This window comes from Dapis brunnea BLCC-M229, assembly GCF_050015995.1.
Classification (GTDB): Bacteria; Cyanobacteriota; Cyanobacteriia; order Cyanobacteriales; family Microcoleaceae; genus Trichodesmium.
Window position 1 is genome coordinate 1 of the sequence record NZ_JBNHEP010000126.1, and the last position, 26,258, is coordinate 26,258.

Consider the following 26,258-nt stretch of genomic DNA (forward strand, 5'->3'; position numbering starts at 1 on the left):
ACTGGTTTACTCACTGCTGTTACTGTAGTCTATGTTTATGAAAACCGCTATAATTAGTGGAGCCTATGTTGAGCGATCACCATTTAGTTTGTTTTTTTGAAATTAAGTTTGTAATAATTAAGAAAAATAGCACTAGAGGTAGTCAAAATTTTCCAATTGCTTTGTCATACTATAAATTTTGAGGGCGATCGCTCTATCTTTGGATTTTTATTTAGTTTGTCTGATTATCTGGTTTTCCAATAATTTTTCTACTACTAAGCAAGTTTCTAAGTTTTACGTTGATGGAAAGGGAAGTGCTGTATTAATTTATTAAATTTCCCACCCAAGTTAAAGGTAATTTTTTGTTTGGTTCAACTGGAAGATTATTAGTGAAACCCGGAAGAAGCTACTCGCCTAAAATCAAATTAATTAAACCTACCCAAAAAAGAGAAATAAACAATGAAAGGAATTTGGCTAGAAAACCAACAACTCCAACTCCGCACCGACCTCCCCACACCCGAAACCCCAGCAGGAGAAGCACTCGTCCGCGTCTTGAGAGCTGGTATCTGCAATACAGACCTGGAAATTCTCAGAGGTTACTACCCTTACAAAGGTATCCTCGGCCATGAATTTGTCGGTGTGGTGGAACAAGGACCAGAAAATTTACTCAATCAAAGAGTAGTCGGAGAAATTAATGCTGCTTGTGGTGAATGTCGCTTTTGCTTGAGCAACCAACCTACCCACTGTGAAAATCGGACAGTCTTAGGAATAGTTAACCGTAACGGAGCTTTTGCCGAATATCTCACCTTGCCAGTCAAAAATCTCCATCGAGTTCCCGATAGTATCTCAACAGATGAAGCTACATTTACCGAACCAGTCGCAGCAGCATTAGAAATTCAGCAACAAATACAAATTTGCCCAGTAGATAAAGTCTTAGTAGTGGGGGATGGTAAACTCGGACAGTTAGTCGCGCAAACCTTAGCCTTAACTGACTGTCAATTATTGGTTATTGGTCGTCATCGGGAAAAACTGGCAAATTTAGAGGAGAGAGGAATTAAAACTGGGTTTGTTGATGCAGTTACTACAGGAGCTTTTGATGTTGCAGTGGAATGTACAGGCAACCCAGAAGGATTTACTATTGCTCGTCGCGCTCTACGTCCCCGTGGTATTTTAGTTCTCAAAAGCACTTATGCAGGGAATCTGAGTTTGGATATTTCTTCATTGGTGGTGGATGAAATTACTTTAGTTGGTTCTCGTTGCGGACCTTTTGAACCTGCATTGGAACTTTTATCAGAACATAAGCTTAATGTCAAGCCATTAATTCAAGCTCATTATCCCCTAGAAGCTGGAATGGATGCTTTTTCTCATGCTCAGAAGAAGGGAGTATTAAAAGTATTAGTAGATATTGGGCGAGAATAGGGTATTTTGCCGATTATACTCCAAACTGTTAAAATAATCAATCCCCAAGCAAATACAAAACAGAGAGGAACCAAAAATGGCTGTATGGCATGAATTACGAAGTAAAGAAGTTGAAACACAGCTAGACATTCATAACATAAATTACATAATTTTAAACTTAACCTAATTTAATCCATTTTTAATCTAATTTTTAAGAATATCTAAAGTTAAAAGCTTAAGTTCCTATAGGATGAAACTATAGATAATTGTTCACTATAAACAATATAGGAAGTTAAGCTATGGCCTTAAGATTAGGTGACGAAGTACCCAACTTTACTCAAAATTCTTCTGAAGGACAAATCAGCTTTTACGACTGGGCAGGCGATAGTTGGGTAGTGCTGTTCTCTCACCCTGCTGACTTTACACCAGTTTGTACAACAGAATTAGGTACAGTTGCCAAACTCAAACCAGAATTTGACAAGCGTGGAGTTAAGGTTATTGCCCTCAGTGTAGATGACGCAGAATCTCACAAAAGTTGGATTGGAGATATCAATGAAACCCAAAGCACAACTGTTAATTATCCTATTTTGGCAGATGTGGATAAAAAGGTTTCTGACCTGTACGATATGATTCATCCGAACTCTTTAAATAATCTGACAATTCGTACAGTTTTTATTATCGACCCTCAAAAGAAACTCCGTCTTTCTATTACTTATCCTGCAAGTACAGGTCGTAACTTTGATGAAATTCTCAGAGTAATTGACTCTTTACAACTAACAGATAACTATCAAGTTGCTACTCCTGTAAATTGGAAGGATGGAGATGATTGTGTAATTGTTCCTTCTCTGAAAGATCCTGAAGTATTGAAAGAAAAATTCCCTAAAGGTTACACAGAAGTTAAGCCATATTTGCGGATGACTCCTCAACCTAATAAGTAAATTTATAATTGAATTTAAGGATTAAGATTTTCAACCTGATTCTTAATCCTTAATGAAATATGGATTGCTTCAAGTTTAGATCGGCTTTTTTACTTATTCCTCAATCTCAGAATACCAATTTCTTTTCTCAAGGCAATGAATTATAGTAGTTTTCATTAACATAGAATACAGAGATTTTGGCTTAAAGGCACTTATGCTGAGGGCAGAAGAGAAGTGGTGCGACCCCGCGGGGTGCGACAGACGCAAGCGGTCAGATCCCGCGGGGTGCGTAAGACGCAAGCGGTGCGACCCCGCGACGACGACAGCTCGCTTACGGAACACGCACCAAGAGAGGGAATGCGCACCAAGAGAGAAGGAACTTCCAACCAAACTACATCTTGTCCTTGTTTTAATGCACTAAATATCCATTCGGGTTGAGAGGCATAGTAAAGAATTGGTTTTCCTTCCTGGTAACGAGTAATAGTTTTTTCGTAACAAGGTCTGGATTCCACAAATAACCTCATATTACACATACCTAATCTGTTAGTGTCATATTCTACTGTACTTTCAAGTCCGTAAGCTTTAAGTTGCTCCGTTATATACTCACAAGGAGCATTACAATGAGCTATATTAGCTTTATCATTTCTATCTGAGTCAAAAAGTTTAGCTATTTTTTCGTCTTGTAATTGTTGAAAGTTATTAATTTTATATCGATCAGCAGTTTTTTTATTAATTTGATATCCCCTAATAAAATTAGGAATCAAAGTTCCAACTATTTCTAACTTTTCTTGACTATTAGCTTCTTCAAAAGTTTGTTTATACCATGGATATGTGGGGTAAGTGGTAGTATAATCAAAGTTTCCATTAGCAATAGCAGTATAATTGTCTCTACTAAATCCACCCTGTTTTGTTTTCATTTTATAACCAAGTTTTTTAAGACCGATATTGATAATCTCATTTTGAAATGACTCAAAACCAGTATCGGGACTTGAGCAAATTTCCAACCCAAACAAACCCCAAACTCTCTTGATGAGCGGTAAATACGTCGATGTTTTCATCTAACCACTTGATCAAACGGTAAGATATCGCTGTACGATCGGGCTTCTAAAGTATCAGTAAAAGTCTTTAACGGTTTGTTAGCCCAACCCCTTCTTATGCCTCCAGTTAACTGATGCCAGATAATAAATGTATAAGCACGAGCGAACTAAAATAAAATGCCTTTTTCAGCTGATTTTATCTCTGATAAATATTTATAAAATTCTGGGAAAGTTAGTGATAATTTTATCTTGGCTGAGTTTGTGTTAAGTATGTAGAAAAGTTGGGAAATTAAGAGGAAATAAATTATGTTCTCGGAAATGATAGTTTTAAAAATACCCTCAGATTGGAAAGTGACAGAAGAACAATTTTTTGAATTCTGTCAAATTAACCGAGATTTACGCATAGAAACTAATAAATTTGGAGAAATTTTAATTATGTCTCCTGCTGGTTCTGAAACTGGAAATCGAGAAGGTAATACTTTTGGGCACTATGGGTATGGTCAGAACAAGATGGTACGGGTTTAGCTTTTAGTTCTAGTACAGGATTTACTCTTTCCACAGGAGCCAAAAAATCGCCCGATGCTTCTTGGATAAAATTAGAAAGATGGCAGAGTTTATCTCAAGAACAAAAAGAAAAGTTTGCTCCTATTTGCCCGGATTTTGTCGTGGAATTAATGTCGCCTTCAGATAATCTGAACACTCTACTATCCAAGCCAAAATTACAGAATATATGGAAGAAACAGGAGTAAAACTAGGTTAGTTAATTGATAGAAAACAAAAGAAAGTTTATATCCCACATTCCGCAGATCTCAATATATCTTTATATCTCTTTACACTTGCAAAATTCTTCAAACGATAAAAGGTTCTTACAGAGATTGCGATCGCTAATTTTCCTAGTTTTATGAGAATTTTAGTAATAAATATTTACATTCAAGGATTTTACACCTAATAGCTGAAACACTTATTGGCTAAGACTTACAAGCAAAATATAAATTTTACTTATCAATTAAATGTTAAGAAGTGCGGAATGTGGGTTATATTTATCGTCCAGGAATGCCTACCGAATGTTTAGAAAATCCTGAGAGTGTCAGTGGGGAAGCAGTATTGCCTGGATTTGTTTTAGATATGAGAAAGATTTGGTAAATAGGAAGGAAAATTATGCTTGAGGACCCGATTATTTTACAAATGCCTCCAAATTTCAAAATGACAGAAGAACAATTCTTTGAATTTTGTCAAATCAATCGAGATTTACGCATAGAAACTAATAAATTTGGAGAGTTATTAATTATGTCTCCCACTGGTTCTGAAACAGGAAATAGAGATGGCATAATTATTCAACAGTTAATGAATTGGTCAGATGAAGATGGTACAGGTTTAATTTAGTTCAAGCACTGGATTTACTCTTTCTACAGGAGCGAAAAAATCTCCCGATGCTTCTTGGATAAAATTAGAAAGATGGCAGAGTTTATCTCAAGAACAAAAAGAAAAGTTTGCTCCTATTTGCCCGGATTTTGTCGTGGAATTAATGTCGTCTTCAGATAATCTGAAAACTCTACAAGCAAAAATGACAGAATATATGGAAGAGCCTGGAGTAAAATTAGGTTGGTTAATTGATAGAAAGCAAAAGAAAGTTTATATTTATCGCCCAGGAATGCCTACCGAATGTTTAGAAAATCCAGAGAGTGTAAGTGGAGAAAAAGTATTGCCTGGATTTGTTTTAGATATGAGAAAGATTTGGTAAATAGGAAGGAAAATTATGCTTGAGGACCCGATTATTTTACAAATGCCTCCAAATTTCAAAATGACAGAAGAACAATTCTTTGAATTTTGTCAAATCAATCGAGATTTACGCATAGAAACTAATAAATTTGGAGAGTTATTAATTATGTCTCCCACTGGTTCTGAAACAGGAAATAGAGATGGCATAATTATTCAACAGTTAATGAATTGGTCAGATGAAGATGGTACAGGTTTAATTTAGTTCAAGCACTGGATTTACTCTTTCTACAGGAGCGAAAAAATCTCCCGATGCTTCTTGGATAAAATTAGAAAGATGGCAGAGTTTATCTCAAGAACAAAAAGAAAAGTTTGCTCCTATTTGCCCGGATTTTGTCGTGGAATTAAGGTCACCTTCCGATAATCTGAAAACTCTCCAAGCAAAAATCACAGAATATATAGAATAACCAGAAATTAAACTAGGTTGGTTAATTGATAGAAAACAGAGAAAAGTTTATATTTATCGCCCAAATTTACCTACCGAATGTTTAGAAAATCCTGACAGTGTAAGTGGGGAAGCAACATTGCCAGGATTTGTTTTAAATATGCAGAAAGTTTGGTAAAATCTTATTTTATAAATACTAAATAGTGGATTGGTAAAAAAAAATGGATATTAAACAAGGCTTTGTCGATACCGTTGGCAACACTCCATTAATTAGACTGAATAGTTTCAGCGAAGAAACTGGATGTGAAATTTTAGGCAAAGCAGAATTTCTTAATCCAGGGGGTTCGGTAAAAGATAGAGCAGCACTTTATATTATTAAAGATGCAGAAGAAAAAGGTTTACTTAAACCTGGTGGAACAGTAGTTGAAGGAACTGCTGGTAATACAGGAATAGGTTTAGCACATATTTGTAATGCTAAAGGTTATAAGTGTTTAATTATTATTCCTGAAACTCAATCTATTGAAAAAATGGATGCTTTGAGAACTTTAGGTGCAGAAGTCAGACCTGTTCCAGCAGTTCCCTATAAAGACCCAAATAATTATGTGAAAATGTCAGGTAGATTAGCATCGGAAATGGAAAATGCTGTCTGGGCAAATCAGTTTGATAATTTGGCAAATAGAATCGCTCATTATGAAACAACCGGACCAGAAATTTGGGAACAAACTGATGGAAAAGTAGATGCTTGGGTAGCTGCTACTGGTACGGGTGGAACTTTTGCTGGTGTGTCATTATTTTTAAAAGAAAAAAATCCACAAGTTAAAACTGTTTTAGCTGACCCGATGGGAAGTGCTCTTTATAGTTATGTGAAAACTGGGGAAATTGCTACTGAGGGTAATTCTATTACTGAGGGTATTGGTAATGGTCGGGTAACAAAAAATATGGAAAATGTACCTATTGATGATGCGATTCGAGTTGATGATAAAGAGGCAGTAAGAGTAGTTTATCAACTGTTAAGAAAAGATGGTTTATTTATGGGAGGTTCTGTAGGAATTAATGTTGGTGCAGCACTAGCTTTAGCAAAAGAAATGGGTCCTGGTCATACTATTGTGACTGTATTGTGTGATAGTGGTTCTCGTTATCAATCAAAATTATTTAATCGTGAGTGGTTAGCTGGTAAAAATTTATTGCCGGATGATTTATAACTTTCTAAGCATTTAGCTGTCAGCTATCAGCGATCAACTATTTTTTCGTGGATTTAAAGCTGTATTAATTGAGCTAGAATTGAAATCTTACTAAAAAAGTTGTTAAAGTCTATATTCATTTAAACCATGTTCTTAAAAGCGGGGTCTTATACAATTTTGATAAATGTTTGCTACAAATAGCTAGGGAATTTTTTAGGAGTCAGGAGTTGTAGGGGCGAATGGCTATTCGCCCCTACAGGAGTCATAATTAATAGCTTCGATGCCATTTATTAGTTCATAATTTATCTTTTTTGTATCTAGGGATATATCCTGTAAATTCTTTTTATCGCCCTTACTATTCGCAACATTCTTTTTTATAATTGGTATTATTGCTCAGAGCTAACAGTTAATAGCTAAATACTTACATAATTTTCATGATTTATGATGGAAAATAGTCAAGTTGAGAGACTTTTATTGGTATGTCAAAATCGCACTTGTAAGCAGCAAGGTTCGGCAAAAGTATTAGCTACTTTTCAGACATTTGATATTCCTAATATTACAGTTGAAAAAAGCGGATGTTTGGGTAAATGTGGCAGCGGACCAATGGTTTTGGTTTTGCCAGAAGAAGTTTGGTATAGTCATGTTGAACCTCAAAATATTTCAGCAGTTATGGAGCGACATTTGCTAAGTTAAATATATAGGAAATAAATGTTTGATTCGGAATTTTATTGTGTGAATAGTTAGTTGAATATTTTATAAAAATCAGTCGAATAAGGAGATTTTTTTGAATTGAAAAATTTATTTTTATAACCATGAATATTTTCAAGGTAGATTCAAAGAGAATCTGAAAATAGAGACTTATTCAAAATCAATAGAAAGTCTATTTTTGGTTTTGGTAGAAGAACTTTAGTATAGTCAAGTTTATCCTCAAAATATTTTAGGAGTTGTGAAGCGTCATTTGCTGAGTTAAATATATAGGAAATAAATGTTTGATTCGGAATTTTATTGTGTGAACAGTTGGTTGAATATTTCAGAAAAATCAGTCGAATAAGGAGAAGTTTTGAAATTGAGCAATTTATTTTTACAAGCGGAACATTTTGAACGTATATTCAAAGACCATCTGAAAATTGAAACTTATTCAAAATCAATAGAAAGTCTATTTAGCGATCGCTTTAAAAACCGTATTGATTATCAACTTTTGGTTTTGGTAGAAGAAGTTTAGTATAGTCATGTTGAAACTAAAAATATTTCAGCAGTTGTGGAGTGAAATTTGCTAAGTTAAACATATAGGAAATAAATGTTTGATTCGGAATTTTATTGTGTGAACAGATAGTTGAATATTTTAGAAGAATAAGTCAATAAGGAGAAATTTTTAAATTGAGCAATTTATTTTTACAACCGGAAGATTTTGAACGTATATTCAAAGACCATCTGAAAATTGAAACTTATTCAAAATCAATAGAAAGTCTGTTTAGCGATCGCCTTTTAAGGCGTATTGATTATAAACCTTATTATCAAAGGAATTATGTTTGGGATGATGACAAAGCTTCTTATTTTATTGAAAGTATACTTCTAGGAACAGAAATACCTCCTTTAATATTCTTCAAGAATGCAGATCAAATAGAGGTTATTGATGGAAGGCAAAGATTTGAAACGATCAAGAGATTTAAGAATAGTGAATTTCAATTAACTAAAAAAGGGTTATCTGCTCTAAAACAACTCTCAAAAAGTACATACAAATCCTTTTTTGACAATCCGGAAAATGCTCACATAATATATTTGTTTTTAGATGCAAAAATTAGAATTGTTGAATTTGAAATTGTCAATGAGCCAAAGTTAGACCCTATATTAGAGGATAAAATAAAAAAAGAAATATTTGCTAGATATAATTCAGGTATAACGCCTTTAACAACACCAGAAATTGACAATGCTGTTTATGATACCGATCCAATTTATCAGTATTTTAAAAATCGTCTGAAGCAAGAACCAGATTTTGAACAACTAATTTACAATTTGTTCTTGAAGCCAAGTAGGAATAGCACTAAAGAGAAGGATAGAGGAAAAATTTTACAATTTATTAGAAGAAATTTAGTCTTAAAAATGTTTCCAATTAGGTACTATTCTTGGGGTAATTCTAGGACTGAAACTTTAGGAAAATTATTTGAATATTTATCAGATCAAAATCCCGAACCAGAGCCACTCTGTCAGTCATTTATTGAGAAAGTTAAAATTGTAGAATCATTCAGACAAATCTTTATAGAACTAAAATTAAATCATAATAGGTTAGTTTTTGAATGTTTATTATGGAGCCTACTAATCTTAGAAAATGAAAATGTGGATTTATCAAGACTTAAACGGAAGGAGTTGGTAAAGAAAATCAGTAAAGAAATATCAAACAACTTCCAAAAATATTATGAAGAACAGACGATATTTTATAAGCAAATACAGGAGCGATATACTTTTACAGCAAAACTGTTTGAAGAAGAGTTTAAAAAAAATTTAAAAGTCTATTATGAAGGAAGCGATCAGAAAAGAAAAGAACTGAGTAAACTACGACAAACAGAGGATGAAGATACTGTTACTAAACTTAGTGAACTTCAATATTTAAGAGTAACTAAGCCAGAACCATCGCGAAATTCAATAGATGATATAGCAAGAGTGATGGAACGTAAGAAGTTTTTAGTTAGACCTTCTTATCAGAGATCGGAAGTAATTAATTTGTCTAAGGCATCCGCTATTATAGAAAGTATTTTATTAGGTATTAATTTACCACCTATTTTTATTTTTAAACGTTCAGATGGAATTTCTGAAGTCATTGATGGTCAGCAAAGACTTTTAACAATATTAGGATACCTAGGAAAAGAATATGTTGATGAAGAAAATCAGAAATGTAGAACGAAAAATTCAAACTTTTCCCTGAAAAATTTACGAATTCTTAAGGAGTTAAGAAATAAAAAATTTCAGGATTTAGAACTTGCATTACAAGACAAAATATTAGATTTTCAATTATTTGTTGTTGAGATAGAAGAAAGTCTAAACCTAGAATTTAATCCAGTAGATTTATTTGTTAGATTAAATAATAAGCCTTATCCTATTAAAGAAAATTCTTTTGAAATGTGGAACTCTTGGGCTGAACGCGAAGTAATTACAAAAATTAAAGATAATGTTAGTAAACATCGAGAATGGTTTTATCTAAAATTAGCTAAAGACCGTGATCGGATGGAGAATGAGGAATTATATACATCTTTAGTATATTTTGAGTTTAAAAAGCTTAAAGAACAAAACATAGAAAAAATTCTCAAAGTATATAAACAAAATAATAGGATTAATGCCAGACTAGCCTCAATAAAAGATATTAGTTCGGTATTGACAAAAGTTTCTGAACATCAGGAAGATAAGAAACTATTTATGAATAGCATTACAAAGGTGGAAAAATTTATCTCAAAAGTAAAATGTGTGTTGCTTGATGAAGATAAAGATAAAAATCAGCTAGATGCATATTTTAAAAATGAGTTAGATTATCTTTACAAAAATCGTAAGGAAAGTCGTAGCTTTAGAAGAACTAAACAATACTTTTACATACTCTGGTATGTACTAAGTCCTCTGAATGATGAAATGGTAAGATATCATCGACAGGTAATTAAAAAGGAACTCAAAGATTTATTCTATAGAATGAAAAATAGTGAAGATAGTAACTATGATGAAAATCAATTTACAAAAGAGATAGAAAAATTTCAAAATAAGTACAAGCAAGATAAAAGAAAGCTAAAATTATCTGATTCAGATAAGGAAAGGTTAATAAAACAACAAGGAAATATATGCCCTATATCTGGAGACCCTCTGTTTATGGGAGATGAAATTGAAGTAGATCATAAAAAACCATTAGCTATAGGAGGTTTAGATTCTATTGATAATTTACAAATTACTCACAAAAATGCGAATAGAAGAAAAGGTACAAAATATAAGAATGATTAATTAATTGTAGTGATTAATTATTTTTTAGAACTAAGATTCACATAAATTATAAATTTGGTATAGCGGAAAAGCAGAAACCTAAATAGGATGTGGAGAAATTTCTTATTTAATAACAAAGATTTAGCGAATATTTAAAGTCCCTTTCTTTATCTTGAGAAAGAAAACCTCCTACCTAATAAATTTAGGCCAACTAAAATTTCAATAGTTTAATTGGTCTGTAGTTTGTTATAATTTCTTTAACAAAATAGTTATAGGAATCCCAGAATATCAATTATGGCATACGATTACGATCTATTTGTAATAGGTGCAGGTTCAGGAGGGTTAGCATCTTCAAAAAGAGCAGCATCTTATGGAGCTAAAGTAGCGATCGCTGAAAATGATTTAGTTGGAGGTACTTGTGTTATTAGAGGATGTGTACCAAAAAAACTGATGGTTTATGGTTCGAGATTTTCTCACTTATATAAAGATGCGGTAGGTTATGGTTGGAGTGAGGTAGAACCTAGTTTTGATTGGCATAAATTAAGAGATTCTGTGAATACAGAAGTTCTACGTCTGAATAAATTACATATCAGTTTCCTAGAAAAAGCAGGGGTAGAGTTAATAGAGGGATATGCTAAATTTCTTGACCCCCATACTGTGGAAGTAGGCGAGCATAAATTTACAGCGGATAAAATTTTAATCGCTGTTGGTGGTAGACCAGAAAAAATAAATATTCCTGGAATTGAACATACTGTCACCTCCCGTGAAATGTTCCACCTCACAGAAAAACCAAAAAGAATGGCAGTTTGGGGAGGTGGTTATATCGGTGTCGAATTTGCTGGAATTTTAAATGGTTTAGGCACCGAAGTTACTCAAATTATTCGTCGAGACCTAATCTTACGAGGATTTGATGATGACATTCGCAGCAATATTCAAGAAGGAATGACAAAACATGGTATTAACTTCCGCACTAATACCAATATAGAAAAAATTGAGAAAGTACCAGAAGGGTTAAAGGTTTACTTGAGTGGAGAACACACTGAACCTTTAATAGTCGATACATTCCTCTGTGCAACTGGTCGGAAACCAAACTTAGCAGGTTTAAATCTAGAAAATGCTGGAGTTGAAACACTTAGAGGTGCAGTTGCTGTTAGTAATAACTGTCGTACAACTCAACCAAATATTTACGCTGTGGGAGACTGTATAGATAAAGCAAATTTGACCCCAGTTGCTATTGCTCAAGGTCGCGCTTTTGCTGATACTGAATTTGGTAATATTCCCAGAGCAATTTCTCTAGAAAATATCCCCACTGCCATTTTCTCAGAACCAGAAGGAGGAACAGTCGGTCTGACAGAAACAGAAGCAAGAGAAAAATTTGGTGACTCTATCAAATGCTACCGCGCTAAATTCCGCCCAATGTTCCACAGTTTCACAGGTGCAGAGGATAAAGTAATGGTGAAATTGGTGGTTGAGGGTAATACAGAGCGCGTTTTAGGAGTACACATGGTCGGTAAAGATGCTGGTGAGATTATTCAGGGTATGGCGATCGCTGTAAATATGGGAGCAACTAAAGCAGACTTTGACCGTACTATTGGTATTCATCCTTCTACTTCAGAAGAGTTTGTGACTCTACGTTAAAGAATTTAGAATTCAGAAGTTAGTATTGAAAGTATAGAAACCGGGTTTGTATTAAATGCCTTATTGTACTAATATCTATCCCCAATAAACCCGGTTTCTTAATAATACAAACTTAGATTTCATAGCTTGATTTACCAACGCCGAATTTAGAAGTTAGTAGGAGTGATTTTCTATCGTAGGGGTTTTGTCTCCAAACCAAGCGCGAAAATGGGATTTGGAAATTGTAGGGATGTTCCATGCAACGTCCCTACAGGATTATCTTTGTGGAAGGAAGTAATCTCAGGGGTGTCGCGAAATTCTTTCCTATAGTCGCTGCGGACGACTCAACCGGATCTATATTAGAAGTTAAATTCTTAATTATTAAGAGGAAAAATTTTATGTCTCAGGTTTTGATTTCTGCTGTATTAGGATTATTGGTTATGCCTTTAACTATTAGTTCTGTTTTAGCAAATCCTAATTATAATAATGTCTCTGAAAAAATTAGCCAAACTATCCAAGTACAACGTCCGGGACGAAATCAAAACAGGGTATTTGAACAACTAAATCTTACCGAGGAGCAGACTGAAAAAATCATTGCAATTCGTAATCAAAATCAACAAGAAATCAGACAAAGTTTACAAGATTTGCGTAATGCTCAGGAAGAATTAAATACAATGATTACTGGTAGGGAAACTGATAATCAACTACGGAAAAAACATGGTGAAGTTTTAAATTTGAGACAAGAATTAGCGGAATTACAATTTAATACTCTCCTTAAAATTAGAGAAGTTTTAACTCCTGAACAATTACAAGAGTGGTCGAAATTAATGCAGCAACGTCGAGAGTCTCGTAATACTCCCTAGGTAGGGAAGTGTGGGGGGTGTGGGAAGTGTGGGAAGTGTGGGAAGTGTGGTTATAAATATATACTATATAACCTGATTCTATAATTAAAGGATTTTCGGTTGCATTCTCACAATTTTTGTGATACCATAAAATTTATAAGGGCTCGTTCGCCCAGGGCAAACGTATCTAAATTCTGGAAGCTTCTACCGTTAAGCTTTAGAGAATTAATGAGTATAAATACTTATAAGCCTGACATCCTTGCCCTGTCAGAACTTCAAAATAAGATGCGTTTGCCCTGCTCGTTCGCCCATGCACATGATTTTTTATTCAACTAAATATAGAAGACATTCTGGAGCAAAACTATAACGTCTTAGTATTAGTATATGTATGTAGTGTTTAGAACTAATTTTTTGCCTAAGTTCTGAGATAGATAAAACCCACATTCCGCACGACAAAATGTAGTATATAAAGAAGGGAAAATTTGAGTAAGTATTTAGACTCAAGAAAAAAAACCTCAAAGTGTAATTCTAGAGCTGAAGGTGAACATCAAAAAAGATGAGAAAATGTCAATAGAAGTGACTAATATAGACCACTTAGGGTTGGTAGCAGGAATCATTGATGAGATTGGTATAGAACAGAAAATTAATCAACTACTTGGAGAACAATTACCAGAAAAAATAACAGGGAGTCAAGTAGTGAAAGGAATGGTTTTAAATGGGTTAGGATTAGTGTCATCTCCATTATACTTATTTAGTCGATTTTTTGAGGGAAAAGCTATAGAACACTTAATTGGAACAGGTGTGAAAACAGAGTATTTTAATGATGATAAATTAGGTCGGGTATTAGACGAACTTTATCGCAAAGGGTTAAATGAGATTTTCATGTCTGTAGTCTTAGAAGCAGTGAAAATTTATGAGCTAGAAACAAGTACAGTCCATTTAGATTCAAGTTCATTTCATGTTCATGGAGATTATCAGACACTTGAGGATAAATCTGAAGAAGATTTAGAGGCAAAAACTCTCAAAATTACTTATGGATATTCCAGAGATAAACGACCTGATTTAAAACAATTTATAATGGATTTAATTTGTACAAACGATGGAGATGTACCATTGTGGATGAGAATTGGGTCGGGAAATGAATCTGACCAAAAACAATTTGTGCAAGCCATTAAAGATTTCAAAAATCAGTTAAATTTTGACAGTTTAATGGTGGCAGATAGTGCTTTATATACTCAATAAAATCTACAGTTACTAACAAATATTAAATGGTTAAGCCGAGTCCCGGTTCGTATAAAAGCAGCTCATAAGCTAGTTCAAGTAATAGATGGATTGCATTTGAATCCTAGTCATATTAAAGGATATAGCTATCAAGAACTATCAAAAACTTATGGGGGGATTCCACAGAGATGGTTAATCGTTGAAAGTCAAATACGCCGAGAATCGGATTTGAAAAACCTAGAGAAAAAAATCCAGAAAGAACGAGCTGAAGTTGACAAAAAACTGCGCACCTTAAAATCTGAAAAGTTTGCTTGTATACCAGATGCAGAAACAGCAACAAGAAAACTGTTAAAAAAGTTTTTATATCACGAAGTTAAACAAATTAATGTTCAATTTGTAGAGTCGAAATCTGATACATATTTTCCTTATAAAGTCCAAGTTGAAGTGGGCTTAAGAGAGTCAAAAATAGAACTAGAAACAAAACGAGCAGGCCGATTTATATTAGCAACAAATGTTTTGGATAAGATGGAACTAACTACAGAAGAAATGTTGTCTAAATATAAGGGACAACAATCTGTTGAGAGAGGTTTTAGGTTTCTCAAAGATCCCCTATTTTTAACTGATAGTGTCTTCCTGAAATCACCCCATAGAATCGAAGCTTTGGGGTTAATTATGGGCTTATGTTTATTGGTTTATAGTTTAGGCCAGCGTCAACTGCGTCAAACTTTAAACCAAACTAAATCTACTGTAAAAAATCAATTAGGTCGTCCTACTAATAGACCGACATTACGTTGGATATTTCAATGTTTTCAGTCGATTCATTTATTGATTAATTCTGGAGTTAAGAGCATATCTAATTTAACTCCAGAACGTTTAGAATTATTAAAGTTTTTTCCTCCAAGTTGTCAAAGATACTATCTGCTCAATTGAGAAACTTGAGACCAAAACAGGTAAAGCGCTAAAATAATCAACAATTGAATAATACTGTAAAATGAAAGCACTTGGCAATTATTAAAAACGGAGTAGTCAGGTGATAGGGGGACTTTTGCTATTTTTGAATTGGTCTATTCGTGAGTTCTGGAAACTAATACCATTCTATTGATTTGCGTTGGCGGAGCCTAGCGGCAGCTATATCGCTTCCTACCCCATACTATAAGTCTAAATACTTACTCAAGTTTTCCCCTCTTTATGTACTACATTTTGTCGTGCGGAATGTGGGATAAAAGCGATCCCTATTTCCTTTCGTTTAATGCAGGTAAGTTGTTGACTATTTTGACTGTTTGTGAACTGTCCCGACGCTGAGGCAAGCGTACAGCGTAGGCTTCCTACCCAGAGACCAGCGTAGTAGTAGATTTCTTACGTCCTCTATTACTAAGACTTACGGTCTGGCGATAGGCTTTATCCCGCGTCCCACAGGTCAAAATTCGTAGTCCCTCGTCTCTGAGGTTGATGGCAGCATTGATATCCCTTTCGTGTGTTGTTTGGCAGTTTTCACAAGTCCACTGTCTAACATCAAGAGGTAAACTTCCAACTTGATTTAAGCAAACATGGCAAGTTTTAGAACTGGGAAAAAACCTATCAACCTCTTGATAAACCTTACCTTCATTTTCTGCCTTATACTTCAGCATAGTCATAAATATTCCCCATCCAACTTGTCCTATCGCTTTAGCTAGACAATGATTTTTCATCATTCCTTTGACATTCAGATTTTCAACTACTATGACTTGGTTTTCGTCAACTATCCTACGCGATAGTTTGTGCAGAAAATCTTCACGACAGTTAACAATTTTGCGATGAACTTTAGCAACTTTCTTTCTGGCTTTGTTGCGGTTCTTAGAGCCTTTTTCCTTTCTAGATAATTGCTGCTGCTTTTGTTTTAAATTCTTCTCATATTTAGTTAAAAATCTAGGATTTTCAAACTTAGAACCATCACTGGTAATACAGAAATAGGTCAAGCCAACGTCAATTCCTATTGCTTTGCCATCAGTGCGTTCTGCTGGTTTTTCTTAGCTATCCTCAAACAATACAGAAGCGAAATACTGATTGCAACTATTTTTAGATACAGTAACAGTTTTGATTTTACCCTGAATAGGTCTATGGATAATAGCTTTAACTTCTCCTATTTTTGGAAGTTTTAAGCTGTTTTTAAGAACTGTAACATTTTGAGGATATTGAATAGACTGCTTGCCATTTTTTGATTTAAACCTAGGGTATTTAGTTCGTTTCTCAAAGAAATTATTCAAGGCAATACCTAGGGTGTGTCATCAATTAAAGGGATTGACAAAATTGGTATTGTATGCTCTAGAACGATAGCGATCGCTATGCCAATAAAATGATTGAGGCTACCAAATAAATTCCCCATTTTTTGGGAATCTTTAATACTCCGGGAAAAAGCAACCGCCCGTTTCATCGGGTAATTATCTTCTATTTCCTCCCCAGTCGCATCCTTAAGTAAACGTTTTGATAAACCATTCCAACAACCAACAATTTTTACCGCATCATCCAAATTTAATTCATTATTTGCATCAGCTAACTGTTGTTGAAAAGTTGCACTAACAAACTTTTCATCAACTGCCAAAACCATCACCTTATAATCAGTTAATAAACCCGTACTAACCGCTTCACCAAAACCCAAACGATGAAATTCTTGACCGTAAATATCCAAATCATCCATCGAACATAAAAAAGCATCATTTTCCCTAGCTTGAACTTTAGTATCATCGCTAAAAATTTTCGGAGTAGCTGTCATGTACAGCCGTTTTTTAGCCTTAATAAAATCTTGATTATGAACTTTCACAAAATAAGATTCATCCGTTCCAGCAATAGTTACTCCCGTAGTTCTATGTGCCTCATCACAAATGATTAAATCTAATTCTGGTAAACCAATTTTTTGAGCTTCCGATATTGCTTGAATAGATTGATAAGTAGAGAAAATAACAGTTAAATATCCCCCTAAATCCCCCTTAGTAAGGGGGACTTTCTTTTTCTCCCCCCTTTTAAAGGGTACTTTTTCTCTTTCTTCCTCCCCTCTTTTCAAAGCCACTTTTTCTCTTTCTTCCTCCCCCCTTTCAAAGGGGGGTTGGGGGGGATTAAAACTATGATAAGACTCAATAATATCTTGAGCATTAGTTGTAGGAGGAAAAGCCAAATCATTAACAGTAATATCAGCAGTATCATCACTTTGAGACTTCCTCTTATTTTTCCCAACTTTAGTATCAGAACAAACCGCAATACTATGAAAATCAATCTCACTTTCTGCCGTCCATTCCCTGAAAGTTTGAGAAAGTAAAGAAATAGAAGGAACCAAAAATAGAATCAAATTATTTTCTCTAGGAAACTGTTCAGCTATTTTCAAAGAAGTAAAAGTTTTACCAGTACCACAAGCCATAATTAACTTGCCTCTATCCGCAGTTTCAAAACCAGTAAGAACTTTTTCTACAGCTATTTCCTGATGTCGTCTGATTTGTTTTTTAGGTTTAAGCTCTAAATAATCGGGATTCTTAAAACTGTATTTATCCCAATCAATAGGACTATTCGCTAAATCATAAATAGTAGCCCGAACAACAGGAATTTGTTGATTTTTTAAAGCAGCTTCCGCATTTTTACTCCAGTTATTAGCAGTATAAATAATCATCCGTTTTTTAAATAAATTTGTTCCTGAAGCGGTAAAAAACGAATCTATATCTGATTTTTCTAAAGTATGGTCTGGAGAATAACACTTACATTGAATCGCACAATAATCCCCAGTATCCCGTACTAATCCCACCAAATCAATACCAGTATCAGGCATATTTCCCCGTTTTGGAAAATCCATCCATAACCAAACTTCGCTAAAATACTTTTTATAAGTAGGATCGGTTTTGAGGTAAGCTAACATTAATCCTTCAAATCTATCACCTAATTCACGCTCAGAACGGGAAATTTCTCTATATTGCTTTAATACTTTGAATATTGAGGAGTTGGACTTGGAATTACTCATATCTACACCAGTGTAGCTTTTAATCCTAAACCCTACTATTTTAATCTTCTTTCCTGGAGCAAAGCCAATGTTTAGCAAACTTTTTAAGATTTGCTATAAAATTGTTTGATAAACAAAAAATACAGATTAATCTCTAGTCCCAGTTTGAACAAAGAGACATCTTTGCTGATAACTGATAACTAATTTATCTAACATCTACCTAATTTTTATATTCAATTTTACTTAAAAAAAATGCTGAATAATTACACTTTTATTTATCTACATGGATTTGCATCTAGCCCCAGATCTAACAAAGCTATATATTTGCGCGATCGCTTCGCTGAAGTTAACATTAAGCTCAAAATTCTTGACTTAAATCAAGATGACTTTTTTCACCTAACTCTCAGTAGACAAATACATCAAGTTGAGTCAGAAATTAAAAATAAATCTACACCAATAATATTAATTGGTTCTAGCTTTGGTGGTTTAACATCTACTTTTTTAGCAGAAAGAAACCTCAATATTAAAGCAATAATTTTACTCGCACCAGCCTTTAATTTTTTCTCCCATTTGCGAAAAAGTTTTGGAGAAGAAAAATTACAAAAATGGGGGGAAAGAGGAAATTACTGGATATATCATTATGGAGAAAAAGGTTATTCGCTTTTGAGCTATGATTTTATAATAGATTTGATGAAATATCAGGATGAAAAATTACAGCGTGCCTTACCAACTTTAATTTTTCATGGTTTAAATGATGGTACAATTCCGATTCAAGCTAGCCGAGAATTTGCCGTTAAACGCCCTTGGGTAGAGTTAATAGAACTTGATAGTGACCATACTTTAAGAAATATTATGCCAACAATTTGGGAAGAAATTAATCAATTTTTTCAGTAAGATTTTAGTCACATAAATAATTAAGATAAGCTTATAAATGTTCTCAGAATCAAAAAATATTAACTATTATCAAGAATATATCAGTAATGAACTAAGAAAGAACTATGCAAACTTTAGCTGTTGATATTGGTGGCAGTGGTATTAAAGTAATAGCCTTAAATGAATTAGGAGAAGCAACCACAGAACGTAGTCGTGTAGAAACACCAAACCCGGCAAAACCAGCACCAATATTAACAGAGATTGTATCTTTAGCAGCAAAACAAGGAGAATTTGACAGAGTATCCGTAGGTTTTCCTGGTGTAGTCATGGGTGGGATTATTACAACAGCAGTAAATTTAGATCCTGACTGGGTAGGACTAGATTTGGCAGCAGTGCTATCAGAAAGGTTAGGAAAACCTGTACGAGTTGCTAATGATGCTGATATTCAAGGATTAGGAACAATTGAAGGCAAAGGAGTAGAATTGGTACTAACCTTGGGTACTGGTTTTGGTTCAGCATTGTTTGTCGAAGGGAAATTAGTGCCTAATTTGGAAATGGGTCATCATCCATTTCGCAAAGGAGAAACTTATGAGGAACAATTAGGAAGAGCTGCATTAGATGACGTTGGTAAAAAAAAGTGGAATGAACGCTTAGAAAAAGCGATCGCTACTCTAAAACATCTATTTAATTGCGATTATATTTATCTAGGTGGAGGTAATACCAAAAAAATTACATTTGATTTACCACAAAATGTCAAAATAGTGCCAAATGTGAATGGTTTATTAGGTGGTATTGCTTTGTGGCGAGATTAAACTCAGAACAATTAATGGGGCAGGTAATGGATGCAATAGCAACCTCAATCTTGATGATTCAGCCTACCCCTACTCTATATATTCATAATTGCTCTTATTAACTAAAAAAGCTTTCAATCTAGGCTTATTAATTCTCTATTTATACCAAAATTAAAATTGAGATAATCATCACCTAAACGTAAAGATTGATTTATCTTAACCCTTAATGCAGAGAATGGAGAGATTTATCAAGTTCCATTCTTTGTTTAGCTTGATTTAAAAAGTAACCGCTCATCATTGCAGAAACCAGAAGTTGACCAAGGTTTTCTCGGTTAGTAGTTATTGCTGTAGAAAAATGTTCGGGTGGTAAATGTCCCAACATTCCTCTTAAATTTTGTTCCATAATTTGAGCTACTTCTGGATCTGGTTTAGAAAGTTGAGCAACAGTTTCTGGATTCATAGATTGAACATATTGCCATAGTAAATTACTACTATTTGATTGGTCGGCAAAATTTTCAGAAGAATTTCCGGGAAGATTATTCATAATATTTAGCTCGGATAATTAGAGTGATTTAACATTAGTTATATATTAACAAGATATTTTCCAATTACTCTAGTCAGTGCAACCGAACTTTCAGAGACGGACTTTTCTACAAAGTGTTAAAGGAAATTTCTAATTTTACTTTGTACTCAAGATATAAAAAAGTTGCTAGTCCTTTGATAATTGTGACTTATTGTGGAAGTAGAGAATAGTTCAATAATGAACAATTAATAATTAATAATTAATTATTACCTTTCCTTAAAACGGATAGGATTGACCAAAATAATTTTTTTTCTTCTCTTGGTCGATTTAGATATGGCATTTAGCGCTCCGCACAACACACGTTTCGGCTGTCGCCGACATGAAAAACGCTGCGCGACATGAAAAACGTAGTTGTGCGCTAGCTAAACAACCGCTTTTTGTCCTTCAAAGGAGAGGCTTTAGACCTTAATTATTCGGTAATACGAAAAAACTCAAATTTGCTGCTTTTAAAGGAAGAGTATTTTCTGATCTAATTGATTTTTTTCAGAAGCTTACTACTTGTACACTACTACTAAAAAGTAAGGTTGAATCTACTGTAAATACTGAAACTCAGTCATAGATTACTTTTGACTTTTGACTTTTGACTTTTGACTTGCCTGTAGCGCTGTAGACTGGGTATGTAGAGATGGAAAAAAATCCCATGAAAAAATCATCTAAAGCTAAAGGTCGCCTGGTTTGGAATCATTCAACTCATATTGATGGCTTAATTCCAATTTTAGAGAAACTAACCCAACATCAGGGTATTGAAACTGTTACTCCAGGAGTTATCAGTAGGTCTAGAAGTCATATTCCCCAGATGAAGCTCAAAGTATCAGTACCTATTCGGGGTGGTTTTAAACTTATTGCTAGACAAGGAAAAACGGTACAAGAAGTATTTATGTTGACCAGTTTAGCTCAAGAAGATTTAGAAGAGGCGATCGCTCAAATCTTAGCCAAATAAATATATCTCTGTGTCCGATTTTTGGTAGATGTATTTGGAAAAGCTATTCATAAAAGCCTACATTTTCCCACCATAAGTGTAGGCTCTTATATTTTTTCTGACAATTACTACACCTTGGAGGATTAAATTTTGACTTCTATCTTATTCACTGGAGAGTACAAAGTTCTGCTAAAAAACGATTTGCTTATCTGACTGAAAGTCTTACTGGAAAGGGCTTACAGCACCTACAGGTATGAATGGATAGTTTCTAAGCTTGAGTTGCTGAAAGCCTTAGCTAGCAATAGTTATTCAAAGAACTTCGCACTGTCTAGTTATTCAACTTCGATAATTTCACTTTTAAACCATCACGAGGATGAGGTGTAGGTACTGCAACTAAACTTAAGTCTTGTTCGGGCAAAAGTTCCCATTGATAACCACGCAACAACATTACTGCAAAAATTTTCATCTCCAACCGAGCAAACTGTTTACCTAAAAATTCTCGCATTCCACTACCAAAGGGAATATAACCAAATACTTTTTGTTTATCTACAGCATTTTCTAGTGCAAAACGTTCGGGGTCTTAACATACTTCTACAAAATCAGGACTTAGGCAAAGACACTATATATAGTGAATCAAAACTATAACGTTTTATATATGTAGTGTTGTGTTGAGAATTCAGGCATTGCATAACTCCTGAAAATTGAATTAATTAATTAATTAAGATGCAAAAATACTCATATTTTCAATTTCTGTTTTTCATTATCTTGAATTAGCCATCATTACGGGGGCGAGTATCTAAACTTGAATGTTATATCTAAAATTAGTGATAATACTTATTTTTGAGTATAAATTTATTCACTTATTTTAGTTTAATGGTCTCTAGAATTTTAGTAAAGTAGTTATTTTACTTAGGTAAGGTGAATAAGATTAAAGATTTGATGAAGGTTTTAGTTTATACTTGACGCGGGGGGGGGGGGTAGAGCTATAAGATGAAATTGTTGTTGAAATAAACACAAGAACAACAAATTGTCGTAATTTACAGAAATAACACACACCAATGAATATTAAATCAATTCAAACTATAAGTAAGGCTAGCTATAATCTCTGCTCAATGGTACTAGCTACTGCTGCTGCTAGTGCAGTATCTATATTTGGTACTGTTAGTCAAGCACAAGCGAATAACTCATCCTCTACAGATACCTCAGAGCCTGTTCGTGTTATTAGCATAAAGTTTGTGGATATAGAGCCAGTCACCATTTTCCCAATAATACTTAATCCTATTCCAGTTAATCCAGTCATTCCAATCATTCCAGTTACTCCTGAAACTCCATTAGAAATACCTGGTGGTAGCACCGGGCAGTCAGGGAACCACGTTGATACCCCAGAGCCAAGTCTAATATTAGGTTTTATTGCAGTTGGTGGGTTAATGCTAGGAAGTGCAGGAAAGGCTAAAAACTAAAACTCGAAAAAGCTTAGGGAATGAGGTGAGAGAAAAATTCCTCTTCTGTTCTCTCCTCTCACTTCATATCTATAGTCATTCCAGTTAAAATTGAGACAAGATTTTCTTGCCTTGAAAGAGTTTCAGTTAAAAAAGTGCTCCACTCTTATTCAGAATGACTATAGTACGAAAACTTAGAGCAATATTTGTTAACAAATAGGCAAAAATCTCTCCATAGTCAGACTAAAAAGATAATTTTAGTAATATGATATCCGGAGAATAAATGATAAAAAAATTTTGGTTTGTAGAATTGCTCTAGCCCATGAAATAGCTATCTTATAGCAATTATAAAAAACTTTGCTATACTTATAATTTATATTTCTAAATACTATTTATTGACGTGATGTAACTCTTGAATAATATTTGTTATTTTCATGGTTATTTTAGCAATTTCCCAGTGTATCATTACTTTTACTTTTGATAAATTTTATTAGGGCTAAAGCCTTAATACAAGCTTTAATTATAACTATTCAATCGGACATGATATAAGTTATTTCAATTGCATCAATTTCTTGAATTAACAATTAACAAAAATGTCGGCAGAATTATCCACCTAAAAAGATGATTGAAACACCCATATTTGAGGTGGAGATACAGCAAATTTTGGAGAAATGATGTACAGAGTCAATGATAAAAATATTGTAGTGCGGGCATCTTGCCCGGGATGGGTGTACCTCATAACAACGGAAAGCGCTGTAAATGCCGAGCAAAATATATAAAACATCAGCCTAATTTTAGTTGGTCAGAATCTCCAGCTAGTGTTTAGTTGTAAAAGTTAGTAATATTATTTTTTTCTCAATTTCCTTAAGTTTCAAGCTTTTTTCTTGGCTCAATAAGTATATTAATTTATACAATTAGACACTAGAAATTTAATTTCTAGCTTCTGACTTATGATTTATTCAATAATCAACACCTAAAAATTAAACTTCTTCCTTCTTCCTTCTTCCTTCCTTCTTCAATAAGCCCAATTATCTTGCCACTTTACATTTCCCTCTTCAGCTAACAACCACTGTCGAGAAACCAAATTTTCTCGCTTCGGAATATCTGTCTCATTCCCATATTCATCTCGATAAACAATTGCATACTTATAAGCAATTACTTTTCCTGCACTTTCATTAAAGGGAATTTCATTAAACCAAGTATTAGAATTAATATACTCTAACTGGTAAGCTTTACTAATATTCCAATTTCCCAACTCTGGGCAATCTCCCGTTACTACTACTATCTCACCATGATTAGTTGAAATACCATTTAACTGCGCTCGGACAATAACATTTCCCTTAACACGATTACCCAAATAATTAATCACAATCATATCTTGTACACCCAGTTCTAGATTATGTAGAGCGCCATCTTTTACCTCAAAAAAGCGCTTCGTTAAACTGCAAATATATTCCCCGTCTTCTAAATCTGTTTCTACCCGATCTATTGTCACTGAATTACCTCGATTAATTGCGACAAAACAACGATAATCTCGATAACGTCGCGCATAACAATAAACATCCTCAGTCACATATTTTGCCCACTGACTTCCCAGAGAAACAGCAGGATTAACTCGACGTACTTTTGATAATAATTGAATATCCTGATAAATAGGTGTATCTATATCCCACTTTTCCATCATCGGGCGATTATAAGGTTCTTCTCCACCATCAGTATCATTATAAAGATATTGCTCGCTACCATAATAAATGCAGGGAATACCACGAGAAGTCATAATTAAATTAATAGCTAACCTCAAAATTCCTGGGTCAGAATTCAAATTTTGAAATCTCGGCATATCGTGATTATCAACAAAAGTCACCAGTTCAGTAGCGCTATTATAAACATTATCTTGGTCTAGTAATTCTTGAATAATATGAAATCCTCCCGGTTCACATTTTCCCAGAGTGCGTCTAATAGCAATACAAAAACCAAAGTCTAACATTGACATTCCAGACTTATTGGCAAATTCCACCGATGGAGCATCATAAGGTCCGCTAAAAATCCATTCCCCAAAAATAAATACTGATGGTTTGTGGCTTTTAATATCAGCATAAAATTCTTGCCAAAACCATAATGGCATATGTTTAATTGTATCTATTCGTAGAGCATCAACTCCTCTATCCAACCATAACTTTATTGCTGATTTTATATATTCTCTATAGTCAGGATTATTCTCATTAAAATCTGCCAATCCTCCCAACTCTTTGTTTTCAACTTGCCATTTATCATCCCAATCTTCTACTTCACCATAATGATGATACCAGTCATTAATATCATTATGAAAATCAGCAATTAAAACTCCATCATCAAAGAGTTGACCTTTCTTTCCTCCTGCATCTGGGCTACTGTGATTACAGACAATATCTAAAATTATTTTTATCCCCAAATTATGAGCTGCTGCTACTAATTTGTCAAAAACAGTCTCCTGATTTTTTACTAAAGAAAGCTCATCATCTTTATCTACTAAACGAGGATTTAGGCGTTTAAAATCCTTCGCCCAGTAGCCATGAATTGGAGCCATTTCAAATAATTCTTCTTCTATTTGTTCAAATAAAGGAGTCATCCAAATAGCAGTAACTCCCATTTTTTTGAGATAGTCAAGTTTATCAATTATTCCCTGTAAATCTCCACCCCAATATAAACCCCATTTTTCTTTATTGGGGTCGTATAATTTAGGGTTAGGACCTTCATTATTATTGGGGTCGCCATCAAAAAAACGGTCTACTATGATAAAGTAAATTGTTTCTTGGCGAAACTCAATCGAGCGAGTAAATAGAAATTCAAAATCACTATTAATATTAGATTCACTACTAGATGTTTGGCTTGTAGAATTTATTGGCATCCTTGACTTTTCTCCAGTTAAAATAATCTATACTTCATTAGTTTTGTAGAAATTCTATCTGAAATTGTACAATTAACCAGAGAATAGTTTGCTTTTAGATTTTTGTCCTTAAATTTTGTTTTTTTTGTAATTGCTCATATTTAGGACTTACACAGAAACCGGGTTGATCGACGAAATTTCGTCAGAGGGAAAAACAATTAGGACTTACGCACAGACGCTATATATAGTAGATATTCTGGATTAAAACTATAACGTTTTAGTATATTTAGTGTTTATAACTCATATAGCAATCCTATCTGATTTGTAAAATTTATCCAGAAATATTCTTGCTGTATCTAAGTTTCAAGCCGATTACTGTTCACGAATGATTTAGGATTGCTATATCGAACGAAAAAATTTCTTCAGAGAGAAAAACGATTATGACTTAGGCAAAGATACTATATATAGTAGATATTCTGGATTAAAACTATAACGTTTTAGTATATGTAGTGTTTATAACTC

General features: G+C 33.9%; 16 protein-coding genes and 7 pseudogenes. 16 read left to right on the forward strand and 7 right to left on the reverse strand.

Features of this window, described 5'->3' with window-relative positions; all coding sequences use genetic code 11:
- Positions 1–438: 438 nt before the first annotated feature.
- A complete protein-coding gene (locus tag ACP6PM_RS14805) occupies positions 439–1,398 on the forward strand; it encodes an MDR/zinc-dependent alcohol dehydrogenase-like family protein (protein ID WP_426585851.1) in 960 nt (319 codons plus the stop codon).
- Between the two features lie 278 nt (positions 1,399–1,676).
- Positions 1,677–2,315, forward strand: a complete 639-nt coding sequence (locus ACP6PM_RS14810; protein ID WP_426585853.1) for a peroxiredoxin — start codon at positions 1,677–1,679, stop codon at positions 2,313–2,315.
- Positions 2,316–2,506: 191 nt separating this feature from the next.
- Here the strand turns inward: ACP6PM_RS14810 and ACP6PM_RS14815 are convergent, their stop codons facing one another.
- Together ACP6PM_RS14815 and ACP6PM_RS14820 are read right to left on the reverse strand one after the other, a co-directional pair.
- Positions 2,507–3,352, reverse strand: a complete 846-nt coding sequence (locus ACP6PM_RS14815) for a glycine betaine ABC transporter substrate-binding protein (RefSeq protein ID WP_426585855.1) — start codon at positions 3,350–3,352, stop codon at positions 2,507–2,509.
- Positions 3,264–3,514: pseudogene (locus ACP6PM_RS14820) on the reverse strand (hypothetical protein); the annotation flags it as partial. The pseudogene ACP6PM_RS14820 and the gene ACP6PM_RS14815, both read right to left, overlap by 89 nt.
- 123 nt (positions 3,515–3,637) lie before the next feature.
- On the opposite strand from ACP6PM_RS14820, the pseudogene ACP6PM_RS14825 reads away from it, so the two are divergent.
- From ACP6PM_RS14825 to ACP6PM_RS14870, 10 genes and pseudogenes are all read left to right on the forward strand, one after another.
- Positions 3,638–4,088, forward strand: a pseudogene (locus ACP6PM_RS14825) (Uma2 family endonuclease); the annotation flags it as partial.
- Positions 4,089–4,489: 401 nt separating this feature from the next.
- Positions 4,490–5,072: pseudogene (locus ACP6PM_RS14830) on the forward strand (Uma2 family endonuclease).
- Positions 5,073–5,087: 15 nt separating this feature from the next.
- Positions 5,088–5,670: pseudogene (locus ACP6PM_RS14835) on the forward strand (Uma2 family endonuclease).
- A gap of 43 nt (positions 5,671–5,713) precedes the next feature.
- Entirely contained in the window at positions 5,714–6,694 is a 981-nt protein-coding gene (locus ACP6PM_RS14840; protein WP_426585857.1) for a cysteine synthase A, read from the forward strand.
- A gap of 420 nt (positions 6,695–7,114) precedes the next feature.
- Positions 7,115–7,366, forward strand: coding sequence for a (2Fe-2S) ferredoxin domain-containing protein (locus ACP6PM_RS14845; RefSeq protein ID WP_426585859.1), 252 nt, complete (start codon positions 7,115–7,117; stop codon positions 7,364–7,366).
- 373 nt (positions 7,367–7,739) lie between these two features.
- Positions 7,740–7,895 carry a hypothetical protein gene (locus ACP6PM_RS14850; RefSeq protein WP_426585861.1) on the forward strand — a complete coding sequence of 52 codons (156 nt, stop codon included), beginning with the start codon at positions 7,740–7,742 and terminating at the stop codon, positions 7,893–7,895.
- A gap of 155 nt (positions 7,896–8,050) precedes the next feature.
- Positions 8,051–10,648: a GmrSD restriction endonuclease domain-containing protein gene (locus tag ACP6PM_RS14855; protein WP_426585863.1), complete on the forward strand. Its 2,598-nt coding sequence runs from the start codon at positions 8,051–8,053 to the stop codon at positions 10,646–10,648.
- A gap of 273 nt (positions 10,649–10,921) precedes the next feature.
- Positions 10,922–12,265: a glutathione-disulfide reductase gene (gor, locus tag ACP6PM_RS14860; RefSeq protein WP_426585865.1), complete on the forward strand. Its 1,344-nt coding sequence runs from the start codon at positions 10,922–10,924 to the stop codon at positions 12,263–12,265.
- 377 nt (positions 12,266–12,642) lie between these two features.
- A complete protein-coding gene (locus ACP6PM_RS14865; RefSeq protein WP_426585867.1) occupies positions 12,643–13,107 on the forward strand; it encodes a Spy/CpxP family protein refolding chaperone in 465 nt (154 codons plus the stop codon).
- Between the two features lie 543 nt (positions 13,108–13,650).
- Positions 13,651–15,237 (forward strand): annotated as a pseudogene (locus ACP6PM_RS14870) (IS1634 family transposase).
- Positions 15,238–15,632: 395 nt separating this feature from the next.
- Here ACP6PM_RS14870 and ACP6PM_RS14875 read toward each other — a convergent pair.
- Positions 15,633–16,562, reverse strand: a pseudogene (locus ACP6PM_RS14875) (RNA-guided endonuclease TnpB family protein); the annotation flags it as partial.
- Entirely contained in the window at positions 16,559–18,286 is a 1,728-nt protein-coding gene (locus ACP6PM_RS14880; protein WP_426585869.1) for a restriction endonuclease, read from the reverse strand. The pseudogene ACP6PM_RS14875 and the gene ACP6PM_RS14880, both read right to left, overlap by 4 nt.
- A 231-nt stretch (positions 18,287–18,517) precedes the next feature.
- Between ACP6PM_RS14880 and ACP6PM_RS14885 the strand changes: the two genes are divergently transcribed.
- Together ACP6PM_RS14885 and ACP6PM_RS14890 are read left to right on the forward strand one after the other, a co-directional pair.
- Complete coding sequence (locus ACP6PM_RS14885; RefSeq protein ID WP_426585871.1) at positions 18,518–19,159, forward strand: YqiA/YcfP family alpha/beta fold hydrolase; 642 nt, start codon at positions 18,518–18,520, stop codon at positions 19,157–19,159.
- 104 nt (positions 19,160–19,263) lie between these two features.
- A complete protein-coding gene (locus tag ACP6PM_RS14890; protein ID WP_426585873.1) occupies positions 19,264–19,950 on the forward strand; it encodes an ROK family protein in 687 nt (228 codons plus the stop codon).
- Between the two features lie 202 nt (positions 19,951–20,152).
- Here the strand turns inward: ACP6PM_RS14890 and ACP6PM_RS14895 are convergent, their stop codons facing one another.
- Positions 20,153–20,473: a DUF760 domain-containing protein gene (locus ACP6PM_RS14895; RefSeq protein WP_426585875.1), complete on the reverse strand. Its 321-nt coding sequence runs from the start codon at positions 20,471–20,473 to the stop codon at positions 20,153–20,155.
- Between the two features lie 679 nt (positions 20,474–21,152).
- On the opposite strand from ACP6PM_RS14895, the gene ACP6PM_RS14900 reads away from it, so the two are divergent.
- Positions 21,153–21,452 carry a DUF2103 domain-containing protein gene (locus tag ACP6PM_RS14900; RefSeq protein WP_426585877.1) on the forward strand — a complete coding sequence of 100 codons (300 nt, stop codon included), beginning with the start codon at positions 21,153–21,155 and terminating at the stop codon, positions 21,450–21,452.
- Positions 21,453–21,759: 307 nt separating this feature from the next.
- Here the strand turns inward: ACP6PM_RS14900 and ACP6PM_RS14905 are convergent.
- A pseudogene (locus tag ACP6PM_RS14905) lies at positions 21,760–21,999 on the reverse strand (cytochrome P450); the annotation flags it as partial.
- 490 nt (positions 22,000–22,489) lie between these two features.
- Between ACP6PM_RS14905 and ACP6PM_RS14910 the strand changes: the two are divergent.
- On the forward strand, positions 22,490–22,891 hold the full coding sequence (locus ACP6PM_RS14910; protein WP_426585879.1) for a hypothetical protein: 402 nt from the start codon (positions 22,490–22,492) through the stop codon (positions 22,889–22,891).
- A gap of 994 nt (positions 22,892–23,885) precedes the next feature.
- Here the strand turns inward: ACP6PM_RS14910 and ACP6PM_RS14915 are convergent.
- Complete coding sequence (locus tag ACP6PM_RS14915; protein WP_426585881.1) at positions 23,886–25,757, reverse strand: alpha-amylase family glycosyl hydrolase; 1,872 nt, start codon at positions 25,755–25,757, stop codon at positions 23,886–23,888.
- Positions 25,758–26,258: the final 501 nt, after the last annotated feature.

Bases quoted from the DNA above. Each gene is read 5' to 3' on its own strand.
- ACP6PM_RS14805 (WP_426585851.1), top strand. From the start codon at position 439: ATGAAAGGAATTTGGCTAGAAAACCAACAACTCCAACTCCGCACCGAC.
- ACP6PM_RS14810 (WP_426585853.1), top strand. From the start codon at position 1,677: ATGGCCTTAAGATTAGGTGACGAAGTACCCAACTTTACTCAAAATTCT.
- ACP6PM_RS14815 (WP_426585855.1), bottom strand. From the start codon at position 3,352: ATGAAAACATCGACGTATTTACCGCTCATCAAGAGAGTTTGGGGTTTG.
- ACP6PM_RS14840 (WP_426585857.1), top strand. From the start codon at position 5,714: ATGGATATTAAACAAGGCTTTGTCGATACCGTTGGCAACACTCCATTA.
- ACP6PM_RS14845 (WP_426585859.1), top strand. From the start codon at position 7,115: ATGATGGAAAATAGTCAAGTTGAGAGACTTTTATTGGTATGTCAAAAT.
- gor (WP_426585865.1), top strand. From the start codon at position 10,922: ATGGCATACGATTACGATCTATTTGTAATAGGTGCAGGTTCAGGAGGG.
- ACP6PM_RS14865 (WP_426585867.1), top strand. From the start codon at position 12,643: ATGTCTCAGGTTTTGATTTCTGCTGTATTAGGATTATTGGTTATGCCT.
- ACP6PM_RS14880 (WP_426585869.1), bottom strand. From the start codon at position 18,286: ATGAGTAATTCCAAGTCCAACTCCTCAATATTCAAAGTATTAAAGCAA.
- ACP6PM_RS14885 (WP_426585871.1), top strand. From the start codon at position 18,518: ATGCTGAATAATTACACTTTTATTTATCTACATGGATTTGCATCTAGC.
- ACP6PM_RS14890 (WP_426585873.1), top strand. From the start codon at position 19,264: ATGCAAACTTTAGCTGTTGATATTGGTGGCAGTGGTATTAAAGTAATA.
- ACP6PM_RS14895 (WP_426585875.1), bottom strand. From the start codon at position 20,473: ATGAATAATCTTCCCGGAAATTCTTCTGAAAATTTTGCCGACCAATCA.
- ACP6PM_RS14900 (WP_426585877.1), top strand. From the start codon at position 21,153: ATGAAAAAATCATCTAAAGCTAAAGGTCGCCTGGTTTGGAATCATTCA.
- ACP6PM_RS14910 (WP_426585879.1), top strand. From the start codon at position 22,490: ATGAATATTAAATCAATTCAAACTATAAGTAAGGCTAGCTATAATCTC.
- ACP6PM_RS14915 (WP_426585881.1), bottom strand. From the start codon at position 25,757: ATGCCAATAAATTCTACAAGCCAAACATCTAGTAGTGAATCTAATATT.